The sequence below is a fragment of the uncultured Psychromonas sp. genome (assembly GCF_947489755.1).
Taxonomy (GTDB): Bacteria; Pseudomonadota; Gammaproteobacteria; order Enterobacterales; family Psychromonadaceae; genus Psychromonas.
In genome coordinates this window covers 1-24,720 of record NZ_CANLFB010000046.1, presented here as the reverse complement: position 1 = coordinate 24,720, position 24,720 = coordinate 1, and the positions used below count along the sequence as shown (strand labels likewise).

Sequence of the window (24,720 nt, the reverse complement as noted above, 5' to 3'; positions counted from 1 at the left end):
GCCAATTCAGAAAAGTCATGTTTTTTCATACGTCACCAAGAGAATATAATTAGTTAATAATTGAATACATTAGATCACATAATTAGGCGGAATGGTATAATATGTACCAACAGTATCGTGTGAGTTTAACTCATCATCATTGCATGTTCATAAGTCATTTATCCTATTAATGTTTTTACTAAATCAATTATTCAATAATAAAGAGTTATTTATGCTAATTTTTAATATTTATAAAGTCTATGAATAGTAGCACCTTAAATCGACGTACTTTTTTAGTATTCTTTTCTGCCGTTTTTCTTCCTATGTTTTTGGCTGCGGTTGACCTTACTATTTTAGCGACAGCAACACCTAGTATCGTTGCTGATTTAGGACAGCTTCACTTATCTTCTTGGATAGCTATTGGATATTTACTTGCGACTGTTGCTTCAGTGCCTGTTTATGGTTGGTTAGGTGATCGTTACGGACGTCGTAATATTTTAATTTGGGCATTAGGTATATTTTGTATTGGATCTGTTGTTGGGGCATTAGCTCAGAATATGTCTGAAATGATCGTTGCTCGTGTTATTCAAGGTATTGGTGGTGGCGGTTTAATGAGTCTTTCACAAGCATTAATTGCTGAGTTAATACCTCCAAGGCAACGGGCTAAATATCAGGGTTATTTTGCATCTATGTTTGCTTGTGCAAGTATTGGTGGGCCAGTCATTGGGGGAGTCGTTGTTACTCATTACTCATGGCATTGGTTATTTTGGGCTAACATCCCATTAGCTCTCATTGCTGTGTGGCGCTTGCTGTGTTTAAGGGGGAAACCTATTTTAGAACATAGAAACAGACCGATCGATTGGATTGGATTAATGGTTTTTCCAATACTATGTACTTTATTTCTTTATTGGATTTCGATAGCAGGACAAAGTTTTGAATGGCTCTCTGCTACCAGTGCATATTATTTATTGATGATATCCCTATTAACCGGTCTCTTTTATCGGAACCAACTTCGACATCCAACACCATTCTTACCTAATGAATTACTTAAAAATAGAGCTATTTATATTCCGTTAATGACTTCAATGTTATTCGCGGCTTGCATGTTCGCTTTAATATTCTTCTTACCTATTTACTTACAATTAGGCTTAAAAACCAATGCAGCTATGTCTGGATTGTTATTACTACCATTAACGGTGGGGCAGATTTCTGGCGCGTTGATTAGTGGACGTATCATGGCTAAGACTGGCATACCTAAATATATTCCGGTCGTCGGGATGTCATTATCTGCATGTGGGTTCATTGCTTTAGGTAGCTTTACTCCAAATCCTATTTTAATTGGTCTATTAGGCATGCTTTGTGGTATTGGTTTTGGTACCGTTATGCCGACAACTCAATTAGTTATTCAGACAGTGGGAGGCAAAGCGAATGTTGGTTCAGTGACTGCTTTGGCTTCTTTATGTCGTAATTTAGGAGCTGCTATTGGGACTGCTTTATTCGGCGTGCTTATTTATGCTTTATTACCCGGGTTTGATCATAATACAAGTATTGAAACACTGATAAGTGGACCACAAGAAGCGATTATTAGTGCTTTTCAAACTTCTTTTTATGTTGCTGCGATTATTGCTACTTTAGCTGCGATTAATGCTGCTAGAGCACCTATTGTTTCACTTGGTAATGAATAAATTAAAGCCATCTTTATACGAAGTGATTTTGATGGGAATTTGAATATTTGCTCGGATATATTTAAGCTTATTTTTGTTATTTATTCTGAGTGAATTTCAGAATTTCACTCAGACATCATTCATATAACTTTAGTTCCATCACAACTTATTTTCATCTTTTATAGGCTTTTACTTCGAAAAAACATCAGACTTATTGTTGATGTTTTATAAGATATATTTTTACCGTTTATTTGCCTTAAATACTGCTATTGCTGTTCTTTCTATGTTTAAAGAGGATAATAAATAGGTCTGGAAAAAGGGTTTCGGTGGTGTAATAAAATTACAATATGCATTTCTTTATTAAAATAAAGAGATCTATATCACTCTAATTAATTGTAATTGGAATTAATCGATAATTTAACGAGACATAAGTCTCTTTTGTGATATTTTCTCTCGCATAATAAATGTGATGAAAATCACTAATTCTGGTGAGTGAATTGTTTTAGATTAAATTTGTAGCAATAGTACATCGTATTTAAGTGACTTATGTATCAAAAGTAGGCGAGTGGCTGTCTTTTTAGTGATCATCTTCACATGAATTGTTGTTCTATTTTATATTTTTTTTTATGTGCTAAATTAATTGTATCAAACCAAACACGACCGCTTATACAAGCTGTTAATTAACATTATTTATAACAAAAATGAACGGGGAAATAAAATGATATCATCCGAAGCAAAAATCAGAGTACAGAATTTTGGTAGATTTCTATCAAATATGGTTATGCCAAATATTGGGGCATTTATCGCATGGGGTTTTATTACAGCATTGTTTATACCAACAGGCTGGTTCCCAAATGAAGGTTTAGCGGCTTTAGTTGGCCCAATGATTACATACCTTCTTCCTTTATTAATTGGTTATACTGGTGGTAAATTAATCGGTGGTGATCGTGGTGCTGTAGTTGGTGCGATTACAACAATGGGTGTTATCGTTGGTACTGAAATTCCAATGTTCCTAGGTGCAATGATTGTTGGTCCTTTAGGTGGCTACGCAATTAGTAAATTTGATAAAGCTGTTCACGGTAAAATTAAGAGCGGTTTTGAAATGCTGGTGAATAACTTCTCATCAGGTATTATCGGTATGATCTTAGCTATCATCTCTTACTACTTGATTGGTCCAGCTGTTAATGTTCTTTCTGAAGGTTTAGCTGCAGGCGTAAACTTCTTAGTTCAAGCAGGTCTACTACCATTAACATCTATTTTTGTAGAACCGGCTAAAATCCTATTCTTAAACAATGCCATTAACCACGGTATCTTCTCTCCATTAGGCATTCAACAGTCTACTGAATTAGGTCAATCAATCTTCTTCTTAATTGAAGCAAACCCTGGTCCTGGTTTAGGTTTATTACTTGCTTACATGGTATTTGGTAAAGGTACTGCTAAGCAAACTGCTAGTGGCGCATCTATCATTCACTTCTTCGGTGGTATTCATGAGATTTACTTCCCATACGTACTAATGAATCCACGTCTAATCCTTGCTGTTATCGCAGGTGGTATGACGGGTGTGTTTACATTGACATTATTTAATGCTGGTCTGCTTTCTCCAGCATCTCCAGGTTCTATTTTTGCAATACTATTACTAACGCCTAAAGCATCTATAGTTGGTGTTGTTTTATCTGTTGTTGCCGCTACAGTTGTTTCTTTCGTTGTTGCTTCATTATTAATGAAAACACAAAAAGATTTAGGCGAAGACGATGGCGATAAACTAGCTGAAGCTTCTGACCAAATGAAAGGCATGAAAAATGCGCCTGCAGCTGCTGCAGCTCAAGGTAGTGCAGAAGTTGATATGGCTAACGTAACTAATATTATCGTTGCTTGTGATGCGGGTATGGGTTCTAGTGCAATGGGCGCAAGTCTATTAGCTAAAAAAGTAAAATCAGCCGGTCTAAACATTAGTGTTACTAACTGTGCTATTAACAACCTTCCTGGTGATGTTGATATCGTTATTACACACAAAGACTTAACGCCTCGTGCGATTAAACATGCAGGTCATGCTAAACACTTATCTTTAACTAACTTCTTAGATAGCACGCTTTATGATGGGCTAGTATCTGAATTATTAGCATCGTCTAATACACCCGTAGCTAACACGCCAAATGAAGTCGTTGAAGAAGAAGTAAAAACAAAACCCGTTTTTGAATTAACAGCGAAGAACATTCATTTAGGCTTAAAAGCTGAAAATAAAGAACAAGCTATTCAATTCGCTGGTGAGCAACTCGTTAAGCTTGGTTATGCTGAACCTGCTTACATTAAAGGTATGTTTGAGCGTGAAAAACTAGTAACAACTTATCTTGGTGAATCGATTGCAGTTCCGCACGGTACAATTGAAGCGAAAGAAAGTGTAATCAAAACGGGTATTGTTGTATGTCAATACTCTGATGGTGTTCTATTCGGTGACGAAGCTGATGACATTGCTAAACTAGTTATTGGTATTGCTGCTAAAAATGATGAACATATCAGTGTTATTACTACTATAACTAATGCTCTTGATGATCCAGAAGCTATCGAAACATTGATCAATAGTAAAGATGTTCAAAAAGTATTAAGTATATTAAGTTAGTCATAACTGGCTTAATTAAAACGCTGGTCTTTACCAGCGTTTTTTCGTTTAATATTATTAAATAAGGATAAAACAATGAAATCAATTCATTTTGGCGCGGGCAACATTGGCCGTGGCTTTATCGGTAAATTACTAGCAGATGCTGGTATTAAAGTAACTTTTGCTGATGTTGATGAGAAAGTTATTAATTTACTGAATACATTGAATACTTATAATGTAAAAGTCGTTGGTGCCGAATGTAAAACAGAAGTTGTTTCAGGCGTTAATGCAATTAACTCTACCAGTGATGAGTTAGTCGAATTAATTAGTAAAACTGATTTAATTACTACTGCGGTAGGTCCTAACGTTTTAGTTATTATTGCTAGTAAATTAGCACAAGGCCTAGCGTTACGTTTTGATGCAAACAATGAGCAATTTCTTAATATCATCGCATGTGAAAATATGATCCGTGGTACGACTTTTCTTAAAACGGAAGTTTATAAACATTTAGATGAAAAATACCATGCACAAGCAGAACGTTTAGTTGGTTTTGTCGATTCAGCGGTAGACCGTATTGTCCCACCTTCAGAATCTGATGATCCTCTAGAAGTAACTGTCGAAAGCTTCAGCGAGTGGATTGTTGACGAACAACAATTCCGTGGTGAAGTACCTGTTATTGAAGGTATGCAAAAAACTGATAACTTAATGGCTTTTATCGAACGTAAATTATTTACGCTTAATACAGGTCATATCATGACGGCTTATTTAGGTGCATTAGCAGGCCATGCAACAGTAAAAGATGCTATCGATGATGAGGCTATTTGTTCTCAAGTTAAACAAGCGATGCAAGAAAGTGGTGAAGTATTAATTAATCGTTACGGTTTTGAACGTGATGCTCATAATGCTTACATTGAAAAAATTATTGGTCGTTTTGCTAACCCATATCTTCACGATGAGATCGATCGTGTGGGTCGTCAACCAATTCGTAAATTGGGTGAGAATGATCGCTTAGTGAAACCTTTATTGGGTACTATTGAGTACGCTACCGCGAATGATATGTTACTAAAAGGTATCGCCGCTGCATTTAAATATAAAAACAGCGATGATCCACAAGCTATCGAATTACAAGCTTCTTTAGAAGAAATTGGCTTCTTAGCAACATTATCTAAATATACTGGTTTAGCAGTTGATAGTGACGAGGCTATTAAGATTGAAAAGCTATTCTTAGCTATGTCTTAAAAAATAGTTGTGCGATAACTTATCGCACAACCTAACCTAGCTGAAATTATGTCAAAAAAACTACAAGAAAATGAAATTTTAGAATATTTAAATACGAGCCTTACTGCTCGTGGTTTTTTTATATCTGCCGTTGATATTTTTGAGCAGCTTATACAAACGTTAATTGAACGTATTTTTTTGAAAAATGATTTTGCTGTTCAATCTGTTGTCGGTCCGTTGTTACATGATTCTGGACCGCTTGGGGAATTGTCCGTCCGTTTAAAGTTGTTATTCGGATTAGGTGCAATACCGCATGCCATCTATCAAGACATAGAAGGTATGATTAAATTAAAAAGCTTATTGAATAATGACAGTGCAGAGTATCATTTTACTGATGCTTTGATTGCAAACACCATTAAAACACTGCATTTAGCTAAAAATATGAATATGGGTATTTTTGATTTAATCCCTGTTGCTGAGGATGATGTTGATTTAGTTTTTTATAAAATGCAATTAGATAGACAGCAACAAGTTATTAAGTCGTCTCTTGCACTTGAAATTATATCTATTTGTGAAGTGCTAAATAAAGAGAGCCCTTTTTAAAGTTTAATCATAAATAATGGGTTAGGTTGAAAGACTGCTTATATTTTTATAAAAAGCCTTTAATAAAAAAGCCCCTGATAATGCCATTATCAGGGGCTTTTTCGTGATCATAGTTTGTGATGCTATAAATTATAAGATGTAACGGGTTAAATCTTCATCTTTCACTATTTCATCTAACATGTTCGCTACATAAGCTTCATCAATCGTAATAGACTGCCCTGAACGCTCTGTCGCTTCATACGATAGTTCATCCATAATATGTTCCATCATGGTATGTAAACGTCGTGCACCGATGTTCTCGGTCGTTTCATTCACTTGCCATGCAGATTTCGCTATTTTGTTAATACCACACTCAGTGAAGTTAATAGAAACGCCTTCAGTTGCTAATAATGCTTGGTATTGTTCACTCAAAGACGCTTTAGGTTCAGTTAATATACGCGCTAAGTCTTCTTCTTTTAATGCTTCAAGCTCAACACGAATTGGTAGGCGACCTTGTAACTCAGGAATTAAATCCGAAGGTTTTGCTACTTGGAATGCACCTGATGCGATAAATAACATGTGATCTGTTTTTACCATACCGTGTTTGGTACTAACGGTAGAGCCTTCAATCAATGGTAATAAGTCACGTTGTACACCTTCTCGCGACACATCTGGGCCTGATGACTCACCACGTTTACAGATCTTATCAATTTCATCGATGAAAATAATGCCATTATTTTCAGCAGCAAAAATAGCTTTTTCTTTTAAATCTTCTTGGTTAATGAGTTTCGATGCTTCTGATTCTATTAATGCTTTAATAGCATCTTTGATCTTCATGGTGCGTTTTTTAGATTCACCTTTGTTGCCTAGGTTTTGGAACATACCTTGCAGTTGGTTAGTCATTTCTTCCATACCAGGAGGCGCCATTATTTCTACGCCAATTTGTGGTGCTGGTACATCAATTTCAATGTCTTTGTCATCAAGTTTACCTTCACGTAATTTTTTACGGAAAGATTGTCTTGCTGGGCCTTCTTCTGCTACTTCAGTGCTGTTTACATCCCATTCTGTCGCTGTTTTAGCTGGCGGAATAAGAATATCTAAAATACGATCTTCAGCTAAATCTTCTGCTTGTGCTGTTACTTTTGCTAATTCTTGTTCTTTAGTTATTTTGATTGCAGCTTCAACTAAGTCTTTAATAATGCTTTCAACTTCTTTACCTACATAACCTACTTCAGTAAATTTTGTTGCTTCTACTTTGATAAAAGGTGCATTTGCTAATTTTGCTAAACGACGTGCAATTTCTGTTTTACCTACGCCTGTTGGACCGATCATCAAAATGTTTTTAGGTGTTACTTCATTACGAATATCTTCGTTTAACTGCATGCGGCGCCAGCGATTACGTAATGCGATAGCAACCGCACGTTTAGCTTTACTTTGGCCAATGATGTGGCGATCTAATTCATGCGCTATTTGTTGTGGAGTCATATTATTAGTCATGATAATTCCTATTTTGTAATTGCTACATCAGCATCAAAATCGATACGTTCAATTGTTTGGTTGCTATTAGTAAATACGCAAATGTTGCCAGCAATGGTTAATGCTTTTTCAACAATCTCTTGTGCTGATAAATCAGTATTCTCTAATAAAGCCATTGCTGCCGATTGAGCGAAATTACCGCCTGAGCCAATAGCAATTAAATCATTTTCTGGTCTAACTACATCACCGTTACCAGTAATAATGTATGAATGTTTTTTATCTGCAACGGCTAATAAAGCTTCTAACTTTCTTAACATTCTGTCAGTACGCCAGTCTTTTGCTAGCTCTACAGCTGCGCGTTCAAGGTTACCTTGGTGGGCTTGCAGTTTGGCTTCAAAACGCTCTAATAATGTAAAAGCATCAGCAGTGCCTCCTGCGAAACCTGCAATGACTTGATCGTTGTACAAGCGGTGTACTTTGCGTGCATTACCTTTCATTACCGTGTTACCGAGTGATACCTGACCATCACCACCGATAACTACTTGATTACCGCGACGTACAGAAACAATAGTAGTCATATTGAACCCTTTTTTGTTTGTTAAATAAACGAAGATGCCAAGTTGATTGGCTTAATAATTATAAAATGGGGGAGTTTTTATTGAATTCAAGGGGAAATAGACAAAGAAAAGGAGAACCGAAGTTCTCCTTTATAATTGTTAGCGCCAGAACCATATCTGACAGCCATTTATTTTAGCTCGCTGTAATTTATGACGTTGTTTTTCAGCTAAGCGTTTACGCTCGTATGGACCTAATATTACACGATACCAATTGCCAGTTTTTTTAACCATACTGGTTAAACCTTGGAATGCAATTTTAGCTTTTAACGACTCAGCATCATTTTCATGTCTAAACGAGCCACATTGCATTTGGTAAGGTTTGCTGGGTTTAGTCTCTATCGGGATATCAACTTTAACTTCTTTGGTTTTTAAGATATCCACATAATCCCATTCTGGTTGAGGCATTTCTGGTAATGCTTCTTCCGTTTTAACGGTACTTTTTTTAGGTTTTATTTTTGTCGCTGGTTTTTCAACGGCAAAAACAAAGTAACTAATAAAAGCAATTAATAATAATGCAACAAAACAGGCAATATAAGGAAATCCTTGTTTGCTTTGTTTACGCTTATTATTTCTTTTTGCACCGCGCTTAGCAGGCTTTCTTCGTGTTACTCTCGCCATTATTACATGCGTTCCAATGTGTTAATGCCTAACAGCGCTAAACCTTGTTGTAATGTTTTTGCTGTTAAGCCAGCTAATTTTAAGCGACTCTGTTTTTGAGCTTCATTTTCAGCGACTAGAATAGGGCAAGCTTCGTAAAAGCTTGAGAATAAACCTGCAAGTTCAAATAAGTATGCACATAAGAAATGCGGTAGACCTTGTTTACCTACTTGATTGATAATCTCATTGAATTGCATTAATTTACTTGCTAAATCTTTCTCTTTTTCTTCAGTGAAAGTAACATCAGCAGTAATACTGTCTATTTCAATACCCGCTTTATTAAAAATACTCGCTACACGTGTGTAAGCATATAATAAATAAGGAGCCGTATTGCCTTCAAAACTTAACATACTGTCAAAACTAAAGGTGTAATCACTGGTACGGTTTTTTGATAAGTCAGCATATTTCACTGAAGCAATACCAACAATAGAAGCAATATGACGAAGTTCTTCTTCAGCCATATCTTGATTTTTCTCTTTTACTAACTCATAAGCGCGCTCTTCAGCTTCAGTTAATAAGTCAGCTAATTTAGGGGTTGAACCTGCTCGAGTTTTAAAAGGTTTACCATCTTCCCCCATTACCGTACCGAATGGCATATGTTCAAGGGTAGTGCCTGTTTTAACAAAGTCAGCTAAACGAGCTACTTCAAATACTTGTTGGAAGTGTAAGCCTTGACGAGCATCTACAAAATATAATACGCGATCAGCATTTAATGTTGATTGACGGTAACGGATAGCAGCTAAGTCCGATGTTGCATATAAGAAGCCACCGTCTTTTTTCTTGATGATAACTGGAAGCGGTTCGCCTTCTTTATTTTTAAAGTTATCTAAGAAAACACATTTAGCGCCTTGGCTTTCTTGTAACAAACCTTTGCTATCTAGGTCGCTTACTACAACAGATAAGTCTTTATTGTATGCACTTTCACCACGAACATCGCTGATCTTCAAACTAACACCTAAACGCTCATAAGCTTCTTGGCAATGTGCAATACTAATATCTTTAAATTCTTTCCATAATGTTAAACATTCTTCATCGCCGCTTTGTAAGGCAACGACTAAATCACGAGCACGGTTTGCAAATGTTTCTGATTCATCAAAACGACCTTTTGCAGCACGGTAAAAAACTTCTAAGTTAGCAAGATTTTTGTTGATCTCTTCGCCTTTTGCTCTGAGCTCTTCCATGTAAGCTAATAACATACCGAATTGAGTCCCCCAATCACCTACATGATTTTGACGAACAACGTTATGCCCTTGGAATGCTAATGTACGAGTTACTGAGTCTCCTATAATTGTTGAACGTAAATGTCCAACATGCATTTCTTTTGCAAGGTTAGGAGATGAGTAATCGATAACAACGGTTTGTGGTGTCGCTGTTAATTCAACATTTAAACGAGCATCTGCAAATGCACTATCTATTTGTTTTTCTAAATAGTTAGGATTGATAAAAAAGTTAATGAAGCCAGGTCCTGCAATGTCCGTTTTAATGATTAATTCAGAGGCAGGTAAGTTTTTCACTATTAATTCAGCAAGAGCGCGTGGGTTCTGTTTTGCTGGTTTTGCTAGCATTAATGCAAGGTTATTTGCAAAATCGCCATGTGATTTGTCTTTAGTGCGATCAATGGTGATACGAGGTTGAACATCGGCAGGTAAAATTTGTTGTTCTTGTAAAGAAGCAACTGCTTGTTCAAGTAGATTCTGGATTAATGCTTTCATGTGTAACTCACCAATTGATTCGACAAATAAATTAGTAAGATTCTACCGTTTATCATTGGTGAAGACTAGCGAGTAAAGTAATAACAATGCTTAAAAGCTGAATATAAGAAAACTTTTAGTGTTAATCCTGAATTAATTTATAAGTAATCAAATTCGTGGCTTGCCATGACGACCTGATATAACATTTCTTCCTCGTGGTTAGTTAAGTGTTCAATGGCTGTTTCACCTTCAAGTGTAAGGCTGGTGGTTGCAGCAGCTTGCATTGCTTCAATTAATTGCATATCCAACTGTATTGCTAATGTCACGACGTCTTCTATAGATAATTCAGGTTTTAGTTCTAGTTCTTTGCAGCGTTGTGGGAAACTTTGATCGAAAAAATTATCTAACCAAGTATTTAATAAACTTAATGGGGCTTGTTTTACATATTGATGTAAATGAAGGTATGAAATTTGTTCTTTATTTTTCATATATTCTAATAGCAGTTTTACTTTTTCATCGTTTGCTTCAACACTTAATCGTTGATAAAGATCGGCCAAGGCTTGGTGACAATCTTCCATATAAAGTAAAAAGTCTTTAATCAGTTTTGAACGCATAATAAGCTCCTTGATTCACTTTTCCTATTTTGATTAAAAAATAATCAGAATTGATTAAGCTTAGCGGTTTTTTATTATTACGGTTAATATTGATTATAAAACAATCAACTTATTAGAGGTCAGTCGTTATTTTGGAGGTTTTTGTGGATATAAGTCACTTTTGTTACTTTTTTGAAGATGGCTTGGGTAGATATTTAATGATTATATTAAAAAATTTAATATCTACCCAACGCTTTTTAGCTGAGTTTATTGTTAGTTAAAATACACCTTAGATAGCTTCTAAACGAGCATAAGTTGTCATTAACCATTTACTGCCAACGCCCATAAAATGAACTTGTAAGCGGCTATTTTCTCCACTACCTTCTTGTGCGGTAATCGTACCTTCACCAAATTTAGCATGCATGACTTGCTGGCCCAATTTAAAGCCTTGAACATCTTGTGTTATGGCTAATTTGGGCTTTCTGATGACCGGCTCAGACCTGCGAACTTTTGCTTGTAAGCGAATATAATCAATATTTTCTTCTGGTAACTCGCTAATAAAACGAGAGGGCGCATGGAATTTTTCTTGTCCGTATAAGCGGCGAGTTTCAGCATGACACAGTGTTAATTTAATCATTGCACGTGTTAACCCTACGTAACATAAGCGACGTTCTTCAGCCATGCGTGTCTCATCTGTTGCTGATTGCTGTCCTGGGAACATGCCTTCTTCAACACCAACGATAAACACTTGTGGAAATTCTAAGCCTTTTGCTGCGTGCATTGTCATTAACTGGACTGCATCTTCAAATTCATCTGCTTGATTATCACCAGACTCTAAAGCGGCATAGGCTAAAAAGGCGGTTAATTCTTCCATTTCTTGTTCTTCTTCTGGTATGACAAAAGCTTTCGTGGCAGACACTAGTTCTTGTAGATTCTCGATACGGCTACGAGATTTTTCGCCTTTTTCTGCTTCGAACATCGCCACTAAACCCGAATGTTGAGTGATGTGATCGACCATTTGAAATAGAGGCAGTTCAGATGTTTCATTTTTAAAACGATTAATTAAGTCTAAGAACGCACTTAATGAACCTTTAGCTGCAGGACTTAATTGGTTATTTTCAATTAAGTATTGGCTTGCTTGCCATAAAGTATAGCCTTGTTCACGTGCACAAATCCTTATTTTATCTAGGCTTGTGTTACCAATTTTACGTTTAGGTTTATTGACGATACGTTCGAACGCAGCGTCATCTTGATGATTATTCATTAAACGTAAGTAGGCGATACTATCTTTGATTTCTAGACGATCGAAGAAGCGTTGGCCGCCATAGATATGATAAGGGATTTGCTGTGCCATTAACTGCTCTTCGAATAAACGTGATTGAGCATTGCTACGATACAATATTGCACATTCATTGAGTTTATTACCCGCATTTTTCCATGTTTGTAATTGGCTAGTGACGTAACGTACTTCATCATAATCATTAAACGCACTATAGATGGAGATTGGTTCACCATCTTCACCATCTGTCCACAGTTCTTTACCTAGACGGTCACTGTTGTTTTGAATCAGTTTGTTTGATGCTTTTAGAATATTACCTGTTGAGCGATAGTTTTGCTCTAAGCGAATAGTGACAGGGGATTCTTTTTCTTTTAAGAAACGTTGTATATTTTCAACGTCTGCACCGCGCCAACCATAAATAGATTGGTCATCATCACCAACAATGGTGAGATAATTTTTATTGTCCGTGAGCAATACTAACCAAGCATATTGTAGTTTATTGGTATCTTGAAATTCGTCTACTAAGACATGCTGGAAACGCTGTTGATAATGTAATAATAAAGCGGCGTTATTTAATAATAATTCATGAGCACGTAATAACAACTCTGCAAAATCAACTAAACCAGCTAATTGGCAAGCGGCTTCATAAGCTTGATAAACTTGTAAACGTTGTTTGTCTTGTACACCAAAGCCTGGGTCGATATGTTTTGAGCGTAAGCCTTCATCTTTTTTATCGTTGATGTACCACTGTAATTCTTTGGGTGGATAGTATTTTTCATCTAACCCTAAGCTTTTGATAATACGCTTCACCATTTTTTGTTGGTCGTCACTATCAATTATCTGAAATTGCTCTGGTAAGTTCGCTTCTTGATGATGTAAACGTAATAAACGATGTGCAATGCCGTGGAAAGTACCTATCCACATGCTACCAATCTGCTGTGGACAAATATCGGCAATACGTCCTCGCATTTCTTTAGCGGCTTTATTGGTAAAGGTCACCGCTAAAATGCCATAGGTTGGAATATGGTTAACTTGCATTAAATAAGCAATTCTATGGGTTAAAACACGTGTTTTACCACTGCCTGCCCCAGCTAATACCAGCATATTTTGTTCTGGTGCTGAAACGGCTGCGCGTTGATGATCATTTAAACCATCGAGAAGGTAAGATACGTCCATAAAAAGGCCTGTTTATTTATTCAGTAGATAAGAACTATACCGAAACATAACATAAATGTGAATGATCGATATTTCGGGCTAGTTTGCATTAAAGGGTTGATGTTTGATTATATCAATTTTAATAAATGCTTAAGATCTGATATTTCAACGGTAGGTAATAGCTTTGCTTTATCAAGTGGTTTGGCTTTAGGATTAAACCAAATCGCCTGAGCATTATTATTTTGTGCTCCATAAACATCAGTTAGCAAATGATCACCAACATGTAATAGATCTTCTACGGTTATATCTAACGCTAATGCTGCTTGTTGAAATAATGCAATATCTGGTTTGCTGTTCATACCATTACCGGCTTTCAATACAAATTGAAATGCATCGTCTAGCCCGATCTGTTTTATATCAACATTACCATTGGTGATAGCAACAACAGGGTAATGTAAAGCAAGCTCTTTTAGTAATAAGATACTTTCTTGCGGAACCGTAAAGTCACTGCGTAACTGTAGAAATTTTTGCAATGCTCTTTCAGCGTATGTAATGGCATTGACCATTGAGATACCGTAAACCACCATCACGCGTTTAATTATTTCTTTACGCCATAATGAAACGTCATGTTGTAATGCTGGATTTTCTTTTATCAGTAGGTTTTTATATAAATTAAACTTTCTGGCGTCTAGCTGTTCAAGCTCATGATACGTTGATGTCAAATAAGCAAGAAAGTCGGTTTCTGCTTTTTTGATGACCGGATGGTTATCATATAAGGTATCGTCTAAATCAAAGCTAATGGCTTTAAAAGGGCGTAATGATTTATAAAATTTCATTTGCTTTCCAGTACGGTTATTTTTTACGTTTAGCGCGTGGGTGTGCTTTATCATACACTTCTGCTAAATGTTGAAAATCTAAATGGGTGTAAATTTGGGTGGTAGCAAGATCGGCATGACCTAATAAGGTTTGTACTGCTCGTAAGTTACCACTTGATTCAAGCATATGCGTTGCAAAAGAGTGACGTAACTTATGTGGATTAACGTGGCTTGGTAAAGATTGCTCTAATCCCCATTTTTCCATGCGCATTTGCACACTGCGAGTAGAGATCCGTTTCTTTTGTTTAGATAAAAATAAGGCCGTTTCGCCTTCTTCTGCAAAATCAGGTCTGATCTTTAACCACAATGTAATGGTTTCTACTGCGCTCTTAGTAATGGGCAATAAACGTTGTTTACTGCCTTTACCGGTAACCATGATCTCTTTTTCTGACAGTTTAATGTCTCTTAAATTAATGCCCACTAACTCGCTAAGGCGCAATCCTGAAGAGTACATTAATTCCATCATGCAATGATCTCGAATTGTTAGCGGATCGTCACCTTCAATGTTTAACAATTGGTCCATATCGTCGACACTGATATTTTTAGGTAATGGTTTATCTAATTTAGGGGCTGCAACGCCTTTTGCTGGGTTGAAAGTGAGTTGATCGTTTTTAACTAAGTACTCGAGAAAAGAGCGAAGAGCAGATAGTTTTGTGGCAATCGATCTCGCTTTAATGCCATTTTGATGCAACTGCTTGGCTAATAAGCGTACTTGATGTGTATCTAGTTCTTGCCATGTCAGTATTTTTTGAGCTGCTAATAATGCGATAAACTCATTGAGGTGACGTTGATAATTAATGATAGTGACAGGGCTTAATCCACGTTGGCTAGCAATATGTGATAAATAGCGTTGGGTATCAGGTAATAATGGATTCATGTTAAATCCTAGAGTGAAAAATGCAGCGATAACCTGGTCGATCAACGCTGCACTTAAAAGTTGGTGTCGTTAAGGCGTCAGTTATACTTGAATTTGACCATCAAATACAAATTCAGCGGAACCACTCATACGTACGCTTTGTCCTGGTTGCCAGAAGAAACGTAATTCACCACCAGGTAGTTCAATACGACAATGTGTATCAAGCTTTCCTTGTAGTTGACCAACAACCGCTGCAGCACAAGCACCGGTGCCACAGGCTAATGTTTCACCAACGCCACGCTCCCAAACACGTAACTTAGCAAACCCTCGGTCAACTATTTGTAAGAAGCCAACATTTACTTTATTTGGAAAGCGTTCATGTACTTCTAATAGCGGACCTAGTGTTTCAACAGGGGCTGTATCGATATCATCCACTAAGATGACACAATGTGGATTACCCATTGAAACAACGCCACATAAAACGGTGTGATCTTCCACACGTAGAATATAGGTTTTTTCTTCTTTTTGAGCTTCAAAAGGGACTTTTGCTGGCTCTAAAACAGGTTTACCCATATCAACAATGATATTGCCGTCTTGTTCTATCTTAAGTTGGATTTTACCTTTTGCAGTACTCACGTTAATCACGCGTTTATGCGTTAATCCTTTCAGTTTTACAAAACGAGCAAAACAACGAGCACCGTTGCCACACTGCTCTACTTCACTACCATCGGCATTGAAAATGCGGTAATGAAAATCTAAATCAGGATCGTAAGGCGGTTCAACCATTAATAATTGATCGAAACCTATACCAAAGTTACGATCTGCTAATTTGCAGATCATCTCTTTAGATAGAAATACATTTTGCGTGACATTGTTAATGACCATAAAGTCATTACCTAAACCATGCATTTTTGAAAACTCAATATTCATCTTAGTTCAACTTTTACCAACAAAACTTATTAAAAGAGGGAGTTAATTCTCCCTGATATACAGAGTAAGTATTAACTAAGGTAAAACGTGCTCACCGCGCCACAGTTCAATATGCTTTTCACGTTGACGGACAACAAATGCTTTATCACCATCGACCATGATCTCAGCTGGGCGGCAGCGAGAATTATAATTTGATGCCATTGTTGCACCGTAAGCACCGGCACTACGTATCGCTAAATAATCACCTTCAGCAACGGTTAATGGACGCTCTTTACCTAAGAAGTCACCTGTTTCACAAATAGGACCTACGATATCGTAAACACGACTTGGGCGTGTTTCTGGATCGTTCAATTTGTTATTCAGAGGAATAATATTCTGCCATGCACTGTATAGCGCAGGACGAATTAAATCATTCATCGCGGCATCAACAATGGCAAAGTTTTTATGATCGTTTAATTTCAAGAATTCAATTTTAGTCACTAAAATACCAGCGTTTGCCATGATCGCTCTGCCTGGTTCAAAAATTAGCTTTAATTTACGACCATTCATACGCTCAATAATGGCTTGCATGTATTCTGCAGGCTCTGGTGGTTTTTCACCGTTATAAGGAACGCCTAAGCCACCGCCTAAATCAAGATGCTCAATAGTAATACCCTCAGTTGCTAAGGTATCAATTAAACCAAGTAGTTTATCTAATGCTTCTAAAAAAGGTTCGATTTCGGTTAACTGTGAACCAATATGACAATCTACGCCTTTTACATCTAAGAATGGTAGTTCATTAGCGACTTTATAAACGGCGGATGCTTGTTCAATTTCGATACCAAACTTATTTTCTTTTAAACCAGTAGAGATATAAGGATGAGTACCTGCATCAATATTAGGATTAATACGAATCGAAATAGGGGCTTTCTTATTTAAACAGCTTGCTACTTCATTAATACGATGAAGCTCAGAAATCGATTCAACATTAAAGCAATGGATGCCTGCTTGTAATGCCGTTGATATTTCTATTTCCGTTTTACCGACACCAGAGAAAACTACTTTTTTAGGATCGCCGCCAGCTTGGATGACGCGTAATAACTCACCAACAGAAACAATATCAAAACCAGAACCTAAACGAGCCATTAGGTTCAATACGCCTAAATTTGAGTTTGCTTTAACGGCATAACAAATTAGATGTGGGTGTGCGCCTGCAGCTTGATCAAATGCTGTCCAGTGACGTTCAATAGTCGCACGAGAATAAATATAAGCAGGCGTACCTGATTTTTTAATAATGTCTTCAATTGCTGTATCTTCTACTAATAGACGGCCATCGTTATGATAATTAAAATGATCCAATGTTAAATCCTTTTGTTAATTCTGTCGTTTTGTTTATTGTCACTGCCTTCGATATTACCTTACTCTGAAGTACTTAAGGCATCGGTTACTTTTTCTTCAGCTACGTTGTTCTGTTGTTTTTGTATTTTTTCTGTTGCTGGCGCTGGTGGCGTTTCTCTATAAAGCTGTCCACTCATACCACAACCTGCCAATAAACTTGAAAAAATCAGGACTATTAGCGATAAATTGAGATTTTTCATACCTTATCCTAGTCAAATATTTTTAGCTCTCTATAATCGCATTTCATCGTTAAAAAGCAAAGGAGAAGTAAATGACCGATAGCGAATTTATTGCATTAGCAAATTTGTTGCTTCTGAAAATTGAAGATAATATCAAGATTCAGTCACGGATATAGATTCTCAGCAAAATGGTGTTTTGTTAACGTTAACGTTTTAAAGCATAACTAAGTTAATGATTAACTGTCAGCAGCCATTGCAAAGTAGCCTGCTGAACAGGTTGTTTTTGCATCGTCTAAAGCAGACTAAAGTCTAAGTTTGCTCGTGTTTATAATAATTAACAGCAAAACGGTAAATAAATATGTTTAAGTTATTTGTGCTATACCCTTTTATTTTATTGGTGTGTTTTTGGTTAGCAAGTGATGTTGAATTAAAAACATCATTAACGGAGTTTGAAGAAAGTAGCTTATTTATCCACTTTCCTAAAAAGAGCTTACGTTCTGAAGGTGCTGAGCCATGGATTGATTTTTATTGGGATGCCGATCATGAGTCAATCGATATTGCTGCATAAAATAGAGGCAAACAAATGAATACAGTCGTTTTTCCAGGATCTTTTGACCCAATCACTAATGGGCATCTTGATTTAATTACTCGTGCCAGCCATTTAGCTGAGCGTGTTATCGTCGCGGTGGCGATAAACAATAGTAAGCATCCTTTTTTTGATTTACAAGAAAGATGCGAACTAGTATCTGAAGCAACAAAAGATATTAAAGGTGTGGATGTTATTCCTTTTGAAGGTTTGTTAGCTGAGTTTGCTAAAACACATCAAGCCCAAGCTTTAATTCGTGGGATTCGAGGTGCGACGGATACAGACTATGAAATTCAGCTTTCACAGGTTAACCACACATTAAACCCACAACTTGAAACTATTTTATTGCCTGCACATGCTCGTACTGCTTTTATATCTTCAACGATCGTTAAAGAAGTCTTTAAACACCAAGGCGATATTAGTTTGTTAGCGCCTGAATGTGTAAAACAAGCTTTTATAAAAAAACAGTAAGCGCTACTGCTTTTTTATCGTGTTATTAACGTTGGCAATGCGAGCAATAAACACTATTTCTTGCTGCTAATTTGACCGACGTTAATGGCGCTTTACAGCTTGGGCATAACTCGCCTGTTTTACCATAGACATGCAATGTTTGTTGGAAGTAACCTGGTTTACCATCGCCGCCTACAAAATCCTTTAGCGTTGTACCACCTTGTTTTATCGCCTCTGTGAGTATTTCTTTAATAGCATCAACCAACAATTGGTAACGTTTTAAACTAATATTATTAGCGGCTCTAATAGGGCTTATACCCGCTTTAAATAATGCTTCTGTTGCGTAGATGTTACCTACGCCGGTCACCACTTTTTGCTCCATAATAAATTGCTTAACGGGTAGCTTTCTATTTTTAGCTTGATCGTAAAGCATGCCAGCAGTGAACTCATCAGATAAGGGTTCTGGACCTAATATACTCAATAAAGCACTTTCTTGGGGAGAGTCGCCTAGCCATAAAATAGCACCAAAGCGTCTAGGGTCGGTGTAACGTAATAAACAATGTTCAAATTGTAAGTCAACGTGATCATGTTTTTGTGCTGGTGTGTTTAATTCACAAATGCGTAAGCTGCCAGACATACCAAGATGAATTAATAAAGTGCCACTTTCAAAGCGTAATAAAAGATATTTAGCACGACGATCGATATTTAATAAAATGTTGTCTTTTAATAAAGCCAATAAGTTTTCAGGGATAGGCCAACGCAATTGATGATGACGAAGTATGACATTACTTACTTTTTGATTAACAATATGTGGACTAATACCACGACGGCTTGTTTCTACCTCTGGTAATTCTGGCATATTTATCTCGTTGTAAACTTAAATTAATGAATAACCATATCGTAATTGTGAAAATTAGTTAACTGAGTTTTTGAATTAGGTAAATATGGTCGTTATGTAATGCAGTACTTATCTTCCTAAAAAAGAAGTTAGCTTTTCTGTTGGTAGTGATAAAAAAGTATGTTCATCGACTTGTAAAATATATTGGTCATTTTGTTGCTGGTGGAGTTGCACAATGATTGGTTGGACTTGCTCTGTCACAAAAAACTTAAGGATAAAGTCAGATGTTGGTAAATTCTGCACCGTTAAGGTATCTAGAGGAACTGTTTGCCAATTATTCACAATCTGCTGAAGGTTATTGCTTGAAAGCCCTACACTAGGTTTACTTTGCCAATTTCGGCCTACTCGAGTTATGACATAGTCTGGTGTTTCTATTTCTACAATCGTTAAATCGGAAGAGATAACGGTGCGTTGTGGAATAGTAGAAGATAAACGGAATTGCTGACTAAAGTTAAAAATAAAAATGATGAGTAATACGCCAAAAATAAGAACATTGTTCCAACCTCTTTTGGATAAACGCATAGTAACTCCTTTTTCATCAGGCATAAAAAAACCCAGTATAAACTGGGTTTTTTAAAAGGTTAAATCAAAATTACTTGATCTTGCCTTCTTTGTAGATTACGTGTTTACGTACTACAGGATCAAACTTTTTGATTTCAAACTTTTCAGGCATGTTCTTTTTATTTTTATCAGTAGTATAAAAATGACCAGTGCCAGCGCTTGAATTTAAACGAATTTTATCACGCATTTTTAAGCTCCTTAAACTTTAACGCCATTAGCACGGATATCAGTTAAAACTGAATCAATACCTTTTTTGTCGATGATACGCATACCTTTAGTAGTTAGGCGTAATTTAACAAAACGGTTCTCACTCTCAACCCAAAAACGGTGTGTTTGTAGGTTAGGTAAGAAACGACGTCGTGTACGGTTCTTTGCGTGTGATACATTGTTACCAACAGCTGGACGCTTGCCTGTAACTTGACATACTCTAGACATGTCGAAATTCTCCAAAAATATTAGTTTTACTCGAGCAAAATAGTCGAACACCTTTTTTAGCCGTCGCCAAAGGCGTCGAGGGCGCATTTTATACATGATTGAGATTAAAAGATCAACAATTCTGATAATAAATGCTTTAAATCCACCCTTTTTCTGCAAATGAGGTGTAATTTCCATCACCAATGATGAAATGGTCCAATATTTTAACATCAATTAATTGTAGTGTATTCACTAGTTTTTCAGTTATATTTTTATCTGATTCGCTAGCAGTTGGATCACCAGAAGGATGGTTGTGCACAAGAATAATTGCCGCTGCATTTTCTTGCAATACTTTTTGAAGAATAACTCTTGGGTGGACACTTGCACTATTAATTGTGCCAAAGAAAAACTCATGAAAGCGAATAACACGATGTTGGCTATCTAATAACAATGCCGCAAATACTTCATAAGGGTAATCGCGCATTTTAGCACTTAAATATTGTTGAGTTTGTGCGGCACTGGTTAATGGATCACCTTTCATTAAAGGTTCTTCTAAATAACGTCGAGACATTTCTAATACCGCTTGCAGTTGCACATATTTTGCTTGGCCTAATCCTTTGTGCAAACAAAAATCACTTTCGCTGGCTGAAAAAAGAGAGCGTAACGATCCAAAGTCAGTCAATAACTGCCGAGATAAAGTCACTACGTCGATGCCTTTACAGCCGGTTCGTAAAAAAATAGCCAATAGCTCACTATCAGTTAAGCTGTTAGCGCCTTGTTGAATTAGCTTTTCGCGTGGCCTTTCTTGTTTCGGCCATTGTTTTATCGATGCCAAACTAGACCTCCTTAAGCAAGTTTTAGAGCTTTAAATCTAGTATAAGTTGTACATATTGCGTAACTTTTTTATGTTATTGTAACCTCCTTTTTTTTATCAATTTTGTTGAGAAGCTTATGTTGTCAATATTACCCCTCGAAGGGAAAAAAATACTTTTAGGTGTTTGTGGTGGTATTGCCGCCTATAAAAGTGCTGAATTAACGCGTCGTTTAATGGACCAAGGAGCACAAGTTCGTATTGTTATGACGGCTTCTGCTAAGCAGTTCATTACGCCTTTAACAATGCAGGCTGTGTCGGGCCATGTTGTTTATGATGATTTATTGGATCCACAAGCTGAAGCAGGAATGGGGCATATTGAATTAGCTAAATGGGCGGATTTAATCTTAATCGCCCCCGCGACTGCTAATGCGATTGCTCGTCTACGTGCTGGTATGGCGGATGAGTTACTGACAACATTATGTTTAGCAACGCCTTCACCGATTGCCATTGCTCCAGCTATGAACCAGCAAATGTATCACTCGCCAGCGACCCAGGAGAATTTAGCGGTATTAAAAGATCGCGGCATATTGATTTGGGGACCTGCTCAAGGCATTCAAGCTTGTGGTGATATTGGCCCAGGAAGATTATTAGAAGTACCTGACTTAGTTAAATTAAGTTGTGACTTTTTTACTCCAAACGATCAATCATTAGCTGGTATTAATATTGTGATCACAGCTGGCCCTACTCAAGAGGCGATTGACCCTGTTCGCTATATTAGCAATCATAGCTCTGGAAAAATGGGGTTTTCATTAGCTAATGCAGCATTAAGCATGGGCGCGAATGTTACTGTGATTGCAGGACCTGTGAACTTAACGTTACCTACGACTATTAAACGTTTGAATGTGAAGAGTGCACGAGAAATGCATCAAGCTGCATTAGATTCGCTTCCGACGACTGATATATTTATTGCCTGTGCTGCTGTTGCAGATTACCGCGCAGAAGAAGTCCATAGCGAAAAAATGAAAAAGAAAGCGGATACTGATTCGATCACATTAACCTTAGTTAAAAATCCAGATATTATTGCCGATGTGGCTAATGCGAGTCATCGACCTTTTTGTGTTGGGTTTGCAGCAGAAACGAATGATGTTGAAGCGTACGCATTAGGTAAATTACAACGTAAAAACTTAGATTTAATTGCTGCAAATGATGTTTCAGTTAGTGATCAAGGTTTTAATAGTGAGAATAATGCATTAACTGTTTTTGCTAAAGATAAACGTTTTGATATTGGCTTAAATAATAAAAAAGAAGTAGCAATTCAACTGCTTAAAATAATATCTCAGCAATATAAAACTCGTTCTTAACGCCACATTAATGTAATAACTTAAGCTTAAAGTTATCGACTTTAGTGTCGATAATAAGCTTTTATTATCTGAAGACATAAAATCTAACTGATTATATAAAAGTGCAGGTCTGAATTATTTTAATAACGAGTAATATTTTAAAAAGTATTTATATTCACTTCAAAAGATCAGTGATCACCAACATTCTGAATAAGTATGTGGTGCCATTGGGTTGAAATATTTTAATAACGATTAACGTGGAGAGGGCGGTTTTGAGTACTCTAAGAAATAATAATGATAACAAAGGAAGTTATTAAGATGGTTGTAAAAAACAACAAAAAGAAAGTAAATCGCAAGGATGATATATTAAGTGCGTTAGCTATTATGCTAGAAGGAAAGCCTGGACAGAGAATAACGACCGCTAAGTTAGCAGCAGAAGTCGGTGTTTCAGAAGCGGCGTTATATCGACATTTTCCAAGCAAAGCACGCATGTTTGAAGGTTTGATCGATTTCACTGAAACCACTATTTTTAGTCATATCAACGTCATTAAAGAGCAGCAGAAAGATATTTTTGTTCGAATTGAACATATCGTTCATTTTTTATTAGGTTTTTCTGAACAAAACCCAGGGATCACCCGTATTTTAAGTGGCGATGCGTTAGTGGGGGAAAATGAAAGGTTACAGCTTCGTATTGAACATGTTTTTTCTAAGTTAGAAACGCAAATTAAACAAATATTACGAGAACGTCCGATTTCAGATGGTCAAAAGTTTGAAATGGATGAAGGTATATTAGCGAATTTATTATTAGCTTATATTGAAGGTCGCATGAACCAATTCGTACGTTCACAGTTCAAACAGAAGCCAACTCAACATTTTAAAAACCAATGGCTATTTTTTTATAAACAACTAACACAAAGTTAATTTATCAAAGGGGTTAGAATATGTCGAAAGAAGAAAGTGCAGTTTCTGCGGTTGCTAATGCGATTGAGGAAAACGTAGATATACTCAATAATAGCGTTAAATGGCTTTCGGAGAATCAAGATTTAATTATTAGTTACACGATGAATATTGTCTTCGCTATTGCGACATTGATCATTGGTATGATGGTCGCTCGTTTTATTGCCGGTACGCTGCATAAAGTCTTAACAAAACGTAAATTAGATAACACCATTATTGATTTTGTCTCACATATGGTTCGTTACGTTATTATTGCCTTTGTTATCATCGCTGCCTTAGGGCGAATTGGTGTCGAAACGACCTCGTTTGTTGCTATTATCGGTGCGGCTGGTTTAGCCGTAGGTTTAGCACTACAAGGGTCTTTATCCAACTTTGCATCGGGCGTATTAATTATTGCTTTACGTCCTTTTAAAGCAGGTGAGTATATTGAAGCCGCTGGTACGGCGGGTACTGTTGAATCTGTACAAATATTTTCAACAACATTAACAACGCCAGATAATAAATTTGTCGTCGTTCCTAACTCTGCTATTTTGGGTGGGAATATTGTTAATTATTCTCGTAAACCGACTCGTCGTATCGATTTAATTGTTGGGGTAAGTTACAACGCAGATCTCGCTAAAACGAAAGCGGTTTTAGAAGCCGTGCTTAAAGCAAACGACGGCATTTTAAAATCACCAGAGCCATTGGTCGCTGTTGCAGAGTTAGCTGATTCAAGTGTTAATTTAGTGGTTCGCCCATGGGTTAATGGTCCAGACTATTGGCGCGTTCGCTTTGAACTAATGGAAGCGATTAAAAACAACTTAGATGAAGCGGGTATTGAAATCCCATTCCCACAAATGGACATACATATGGATAAATAGTCTTTGATTATTTATTTACCTTAAAAACCAGCCTTTAGGCTAATGCCGTTCACTTAAGGTGAACGGCATATTTGCTTTTAGCTACTGGATATCTATTTTTAGATGATTTTAAACAC

Annotated in this window: 25 protein-coding genes; 9 read left to right on the top strand and 16 right to left on the bottom strand. The window is 36.7% G+C overall.

Features of this window, described 5'->3' with window-relative positions:
• The first annotated feature begins 239 nt into the window (after positions 1-239).
• The 4 genes from Q0794_RS17265 to Q0794_RS17250 all read left to right on the top strand — a co-directional run bounded on the left by Q0794_RS17265 (position 240) and on the right by Q0794_RS17250 (position 6,060).
• Positions 240-1,664 (top strand): MDR family MFS transporter, encoded by a 1,425-nt coding sequence (locus tag Q0794_RS17265; RefSeq protein WP_298943987.1) that lies wholly within the window; start codon positions 240-242, stop codon positions 1,662-1,664.
• A 697-nt stretch (positions 1,665-2,361) separates the two neighbouring features.
• On the top strand, positions 2,362-4,260 hold the full coding sequence (locus Q0794_RS17260) for a PTS mannitol transporter subunit IICBA (RefSeq protein ID WP_298943986.1): 1,899 nt from the start codon (positions 2,362-2,364) through the stop codon (positions 4,258-4,260).
• Positions 4,261-4,335: 75 nt separating this feature from the next.
• Positions 4,336-5,478, top strand: a complete 1,143-nt coding sequence (locus Q0794_RS17255; protein WP_298943985.1) for a mannitol-1-phosphate 5-dehydrogenase — start codon at positions 4,336-4,338, stop codon at positions 5,476-5,478.
• Positions 5,479-5,526: 48 nt separating this feature from the next.
• On the top strand, positions 5,527-6,060 hold the full coding sequence (locus Q0794_RS17250) for an MltR family transcriptional regulator (RefSeq protein ID WP_298943984.1): 534 nt from the start codon (positions 5,527-5,529) through the stop codon (positions 6,058-6,060).
• A gap of 129 nt (positions 6,061-6,189) precedes the next feature.
• On the opposite strand, the gene hslU is transcribed toward Q0794_RS17250, so the two are convergent.
• From hslU to Q0794_RS17195, 11 genes are all read right to left on the bottom strand, one after another.
• Positions 6,190-7,536, bottom strand: coding sequence for an ATP-dependent protease ATPase subunit HslU (hslU, locus tag Q0794_RS17245; protein WP_298943983.1), 1,347 nt, complete (start codon positions 7,534-7,536; stop codon positions 6,190-6,192).
• A gap of 8 nt (positions 7,537-7,544) precedes the next feature.
• Positions 7,545-8,093: an ATP-dependent protease subunit HslV gene (gene hslV / locus Q0794_RS17240; RefSeq protein WP_298943982.1), complete on the bottom strand. Its 549-nt coding sequence runs from the start codon at positions 8,091-8,093 to the stop codon at positions 7,545-7,547.
• Positions 8,094-8,231: 138 nt separating this feature from the next.
• Positions 8,232-8,750 carry an SPOR domain-containing protein gene (locus tag Q0794_RS17235; protein ID WP_298943981.1) on the bottom strand — a complete coding sequence of 173 codons (519 nt, stop codon included), beginning with the start codon at positions 8,748-8,750 and terminating at the stop codon, positions 8,232-8,234.
• Between the two features lie 2 nt (positions 8,751-8,752).
• The gene (argS, locus tag Q0794_RS17230) at positions 8,753-10,501 is read right to left on the bottom strand and encodes an arginine--tRNA ligase (RefSeq protein ID WP_298943979.1); all 1,749 of its coding nucleotides are present in this window, start codon (positions 10,499-10,501) and stop codon (positions 8,753-8,755) included.
• A gap of 137 nt (positions 10,502-10,638) precedes the next feature.
• Positions 10,639-11,094 (bottom strand): hypothetical protein, encoded by a 456-nt coding sequence (locus Q0794_RS17225; protein WP_298943977.1) that lies wholly within the window; start codon positions 11,092-11,094, stop codon positions 10,639-10,641.
• Between the two features lie 268 nt (positions 11,095-11,362).
• Positions 11,363-13,528, bottom strand: a complete 2,166-nt coding sequence (gene uvrD / locus Q0794_RS17220) for a DNA helicase II (RefSeq protein ID WP_298943975.1) — start codon at positions 13,526-13,528, stop codon at positions 11,363-11,365.
• 107 nt (positions 13,529-13,635) lie between these two features.
• Positions 13,636-14,343, bottom strand: coding sequence for an HAD-IA family hydrolase (locus Q0794_RS17215; protein WP_298943973.1), 708 nt, complete (start codon positions 14,341-14,343; stop codon positions 13,636-13,638).
• A gap of 16 nt (positions 14,344-14,359) precedes the next feature.
• Positions 14,360-15,259, bottom strand: a complete 900-nt coding sequence (xerC, locus tag Q0794_RS17210; RefSeq protein WP_298943971.1) for a tyrosine recombinase XerC — start codon at positions 15,257-15,259, stop codon at positions 14,360-14,362.
• A gap of 81 nt (positions 15,260-15,340) precedes the next feature.
• Entirely contained in the window at positions 15,341-16,168 is an 828-nt protein-coding gene (gene dapF / locus Q0794_RS17205; protein WP_298943969.1) for a diaminopimelate epimerase, read from the bottom strand.
• A gap of 75 nt (positions 16,169-16,243) precedes the next feature.
• Positions 16,244-17,506: a diaminopimelate decarboxylase gene (lysA, locus tag Q0794_RS17200; protein WP_298943967.1), complete on the bottom strand. Its 1,263-nt coding sequence runs from the start codon at positions 17,504-17,506 to the stop codon at positions 16,244-16,246.
• 59 nt (positions 17,507-17,565) lie between these two features.
• On the bottom strand, positions 17,566-17,745 hold the full coding sequence (locus tag Q0794_RS17195; protein WP_298943965.1) for a hypothetical protein: 180 nt from the start codon (positions 17,743-17,745) through the stop codon (positions 17,566-17,568).
• Between the two features lie 337 nt (positions 17,746-18,082).
• On the opposite strand from Q0794_RS17195, the gene Q0794_RS17190 reads away from it, so the two are divergent.
• Positions 18,083-18,292 (top strand): hypothetical protein, encoded by a 210-nt coding sequence (locus tag Q0794_RS17190; RefSeq protein ID WP_298943964.1) that lies wholly within the window; start codon positions 18,083-18,085, stop codon positions 18,290-18,292.
• Between the two features lie 15 nt (positions 18,293-18,307).
• Positions 18,308-18,781: a pantetheine-phosphate adenylyltransferase gene (gene coaD / locus Q0794_RS17185; RefSeq protein WP_298943963.1), complete on the top strand. Its 474-nt coding sequence runs from the start codon at positions 18,308-18,310 to the stop codon at positions 18,779-18,781.
• Between the two features lie 25 nt (positions 18,782-18,806).
• On the opposite strand, the gene mutM is transcribed toward coaD, so the two are convergent.
• The 5 genes from mutM to radC all read right to left on the bottom strand — a co-directional run bounded on the left by mutM (position 18,807) and on the right by radC (position 21,468).
• Complete coding sequence (gene mutM / locus Q0794_RS17180) at positions 18,807-19,619, bottom strand: bifunctional DNA-formamidopyrimidine glycosylase/DNA-(apurinic or apyrimidinic site) lyase (RefSeq protein WP_298943961.1); 813 nt, start codon at positions 19,617-19,619, stop codon at positions 18,807-18,809.
• Between the two features lie 108 nt (positions 19,620-19,727).
• Positions 19,728-20,180, bottom strand: coding sequence for a hypothetical protein (locus tag Q0794_RS17175; protein WP_298943959.1), 453 nt, complete (start codon positions 20,178-20,180; stop codon positions 19,728-19,730).
• Between the two features lie 70 nt (positions 20,181-20,250).
• Positions 20,251-20,406 (bottom strand): 50S ribosomal protein L33, encoded by a 156-nt coding sequence (gene rpmG, locus Q0794_RS17170; RefSeq protein ID WP_025562982.1) that lies wholly within the window; start codon positions 20,404-20,406, stop codon positions 20,251-20,253.
• An 11-nt stretch (positions 20,407-20,417) separates the two neighbouring features.
• Positions 20,418-20,654 carry a 50S ribosomal protein L28 gene (gene rpmB / locus Q0794_RS17165; protein WP_028869451.1) on the bottom strand — a complete coding sequence of 79 codons (237 nt, stop codon included), beginning with the start codon at positions 20,652-20,654 and terminating at the stop codon, positions 20,418-20,420.
• A gap of 136 nt (positions 20,655-20,790) precedes the next feature.
• Positions 20,791-21,468, bottom strand: a complete 678-nt coding sequence (gene radC, locus Q0794_RS17160) for a DNA repair protein RadC (protein WP_298943949.1) — start codon at positions 21,466-21,468, stop codon at positions 20,791-20,793.
• Positions 21,469-21,584: 116 nt separating this feature from the next.
• Here radC and coaBC point away from each other — a divergent pair, with 116 nt between their 5' ends.
• From coaBC to mscS, 3 genes are all read left to right on the top strand, one after another.
• A complete protein-coding gene (coaBC, locus tag Q0794_RS17155; protein ID WP_298943948.1) occupies positions 21,585-22,808 on the top strand; it encodes a bifunctional phosphopantothenoylcysteine decarboxylase/phosphopantothenate--cysteine ligase CoaBC in 1,224 nt (407 codons plus the stop codon).
• A gap of 297 nt (positions 22,809-23,105) precedes the next feature.
• Positions 23,106-23,708, top strand: a complete 603-nt coding sequence (gene slmA, locus Q0794_RS17150; protein ID WP_298943947.1) for a nucleoid occlusion factor SlmA — start codon at positions 23,106-23,108, stop codon at positions 23,706-23,708.
• 20 nt (positions 23,709-23,728) lie between these two features.
• Positions 23,729-24,604, top strand: a complete 876-nt coding sequence (mscS, locus tag Q0794_RS17145; protein ID WP_298943946.1) for a small-conductance mechanosensitive channel MscS — start codon at positions 23,729-23,731, stop codon at positions 24,602-24,604.
• Positions 24,605-24,720: the final 116 nt, after the last annotated feature.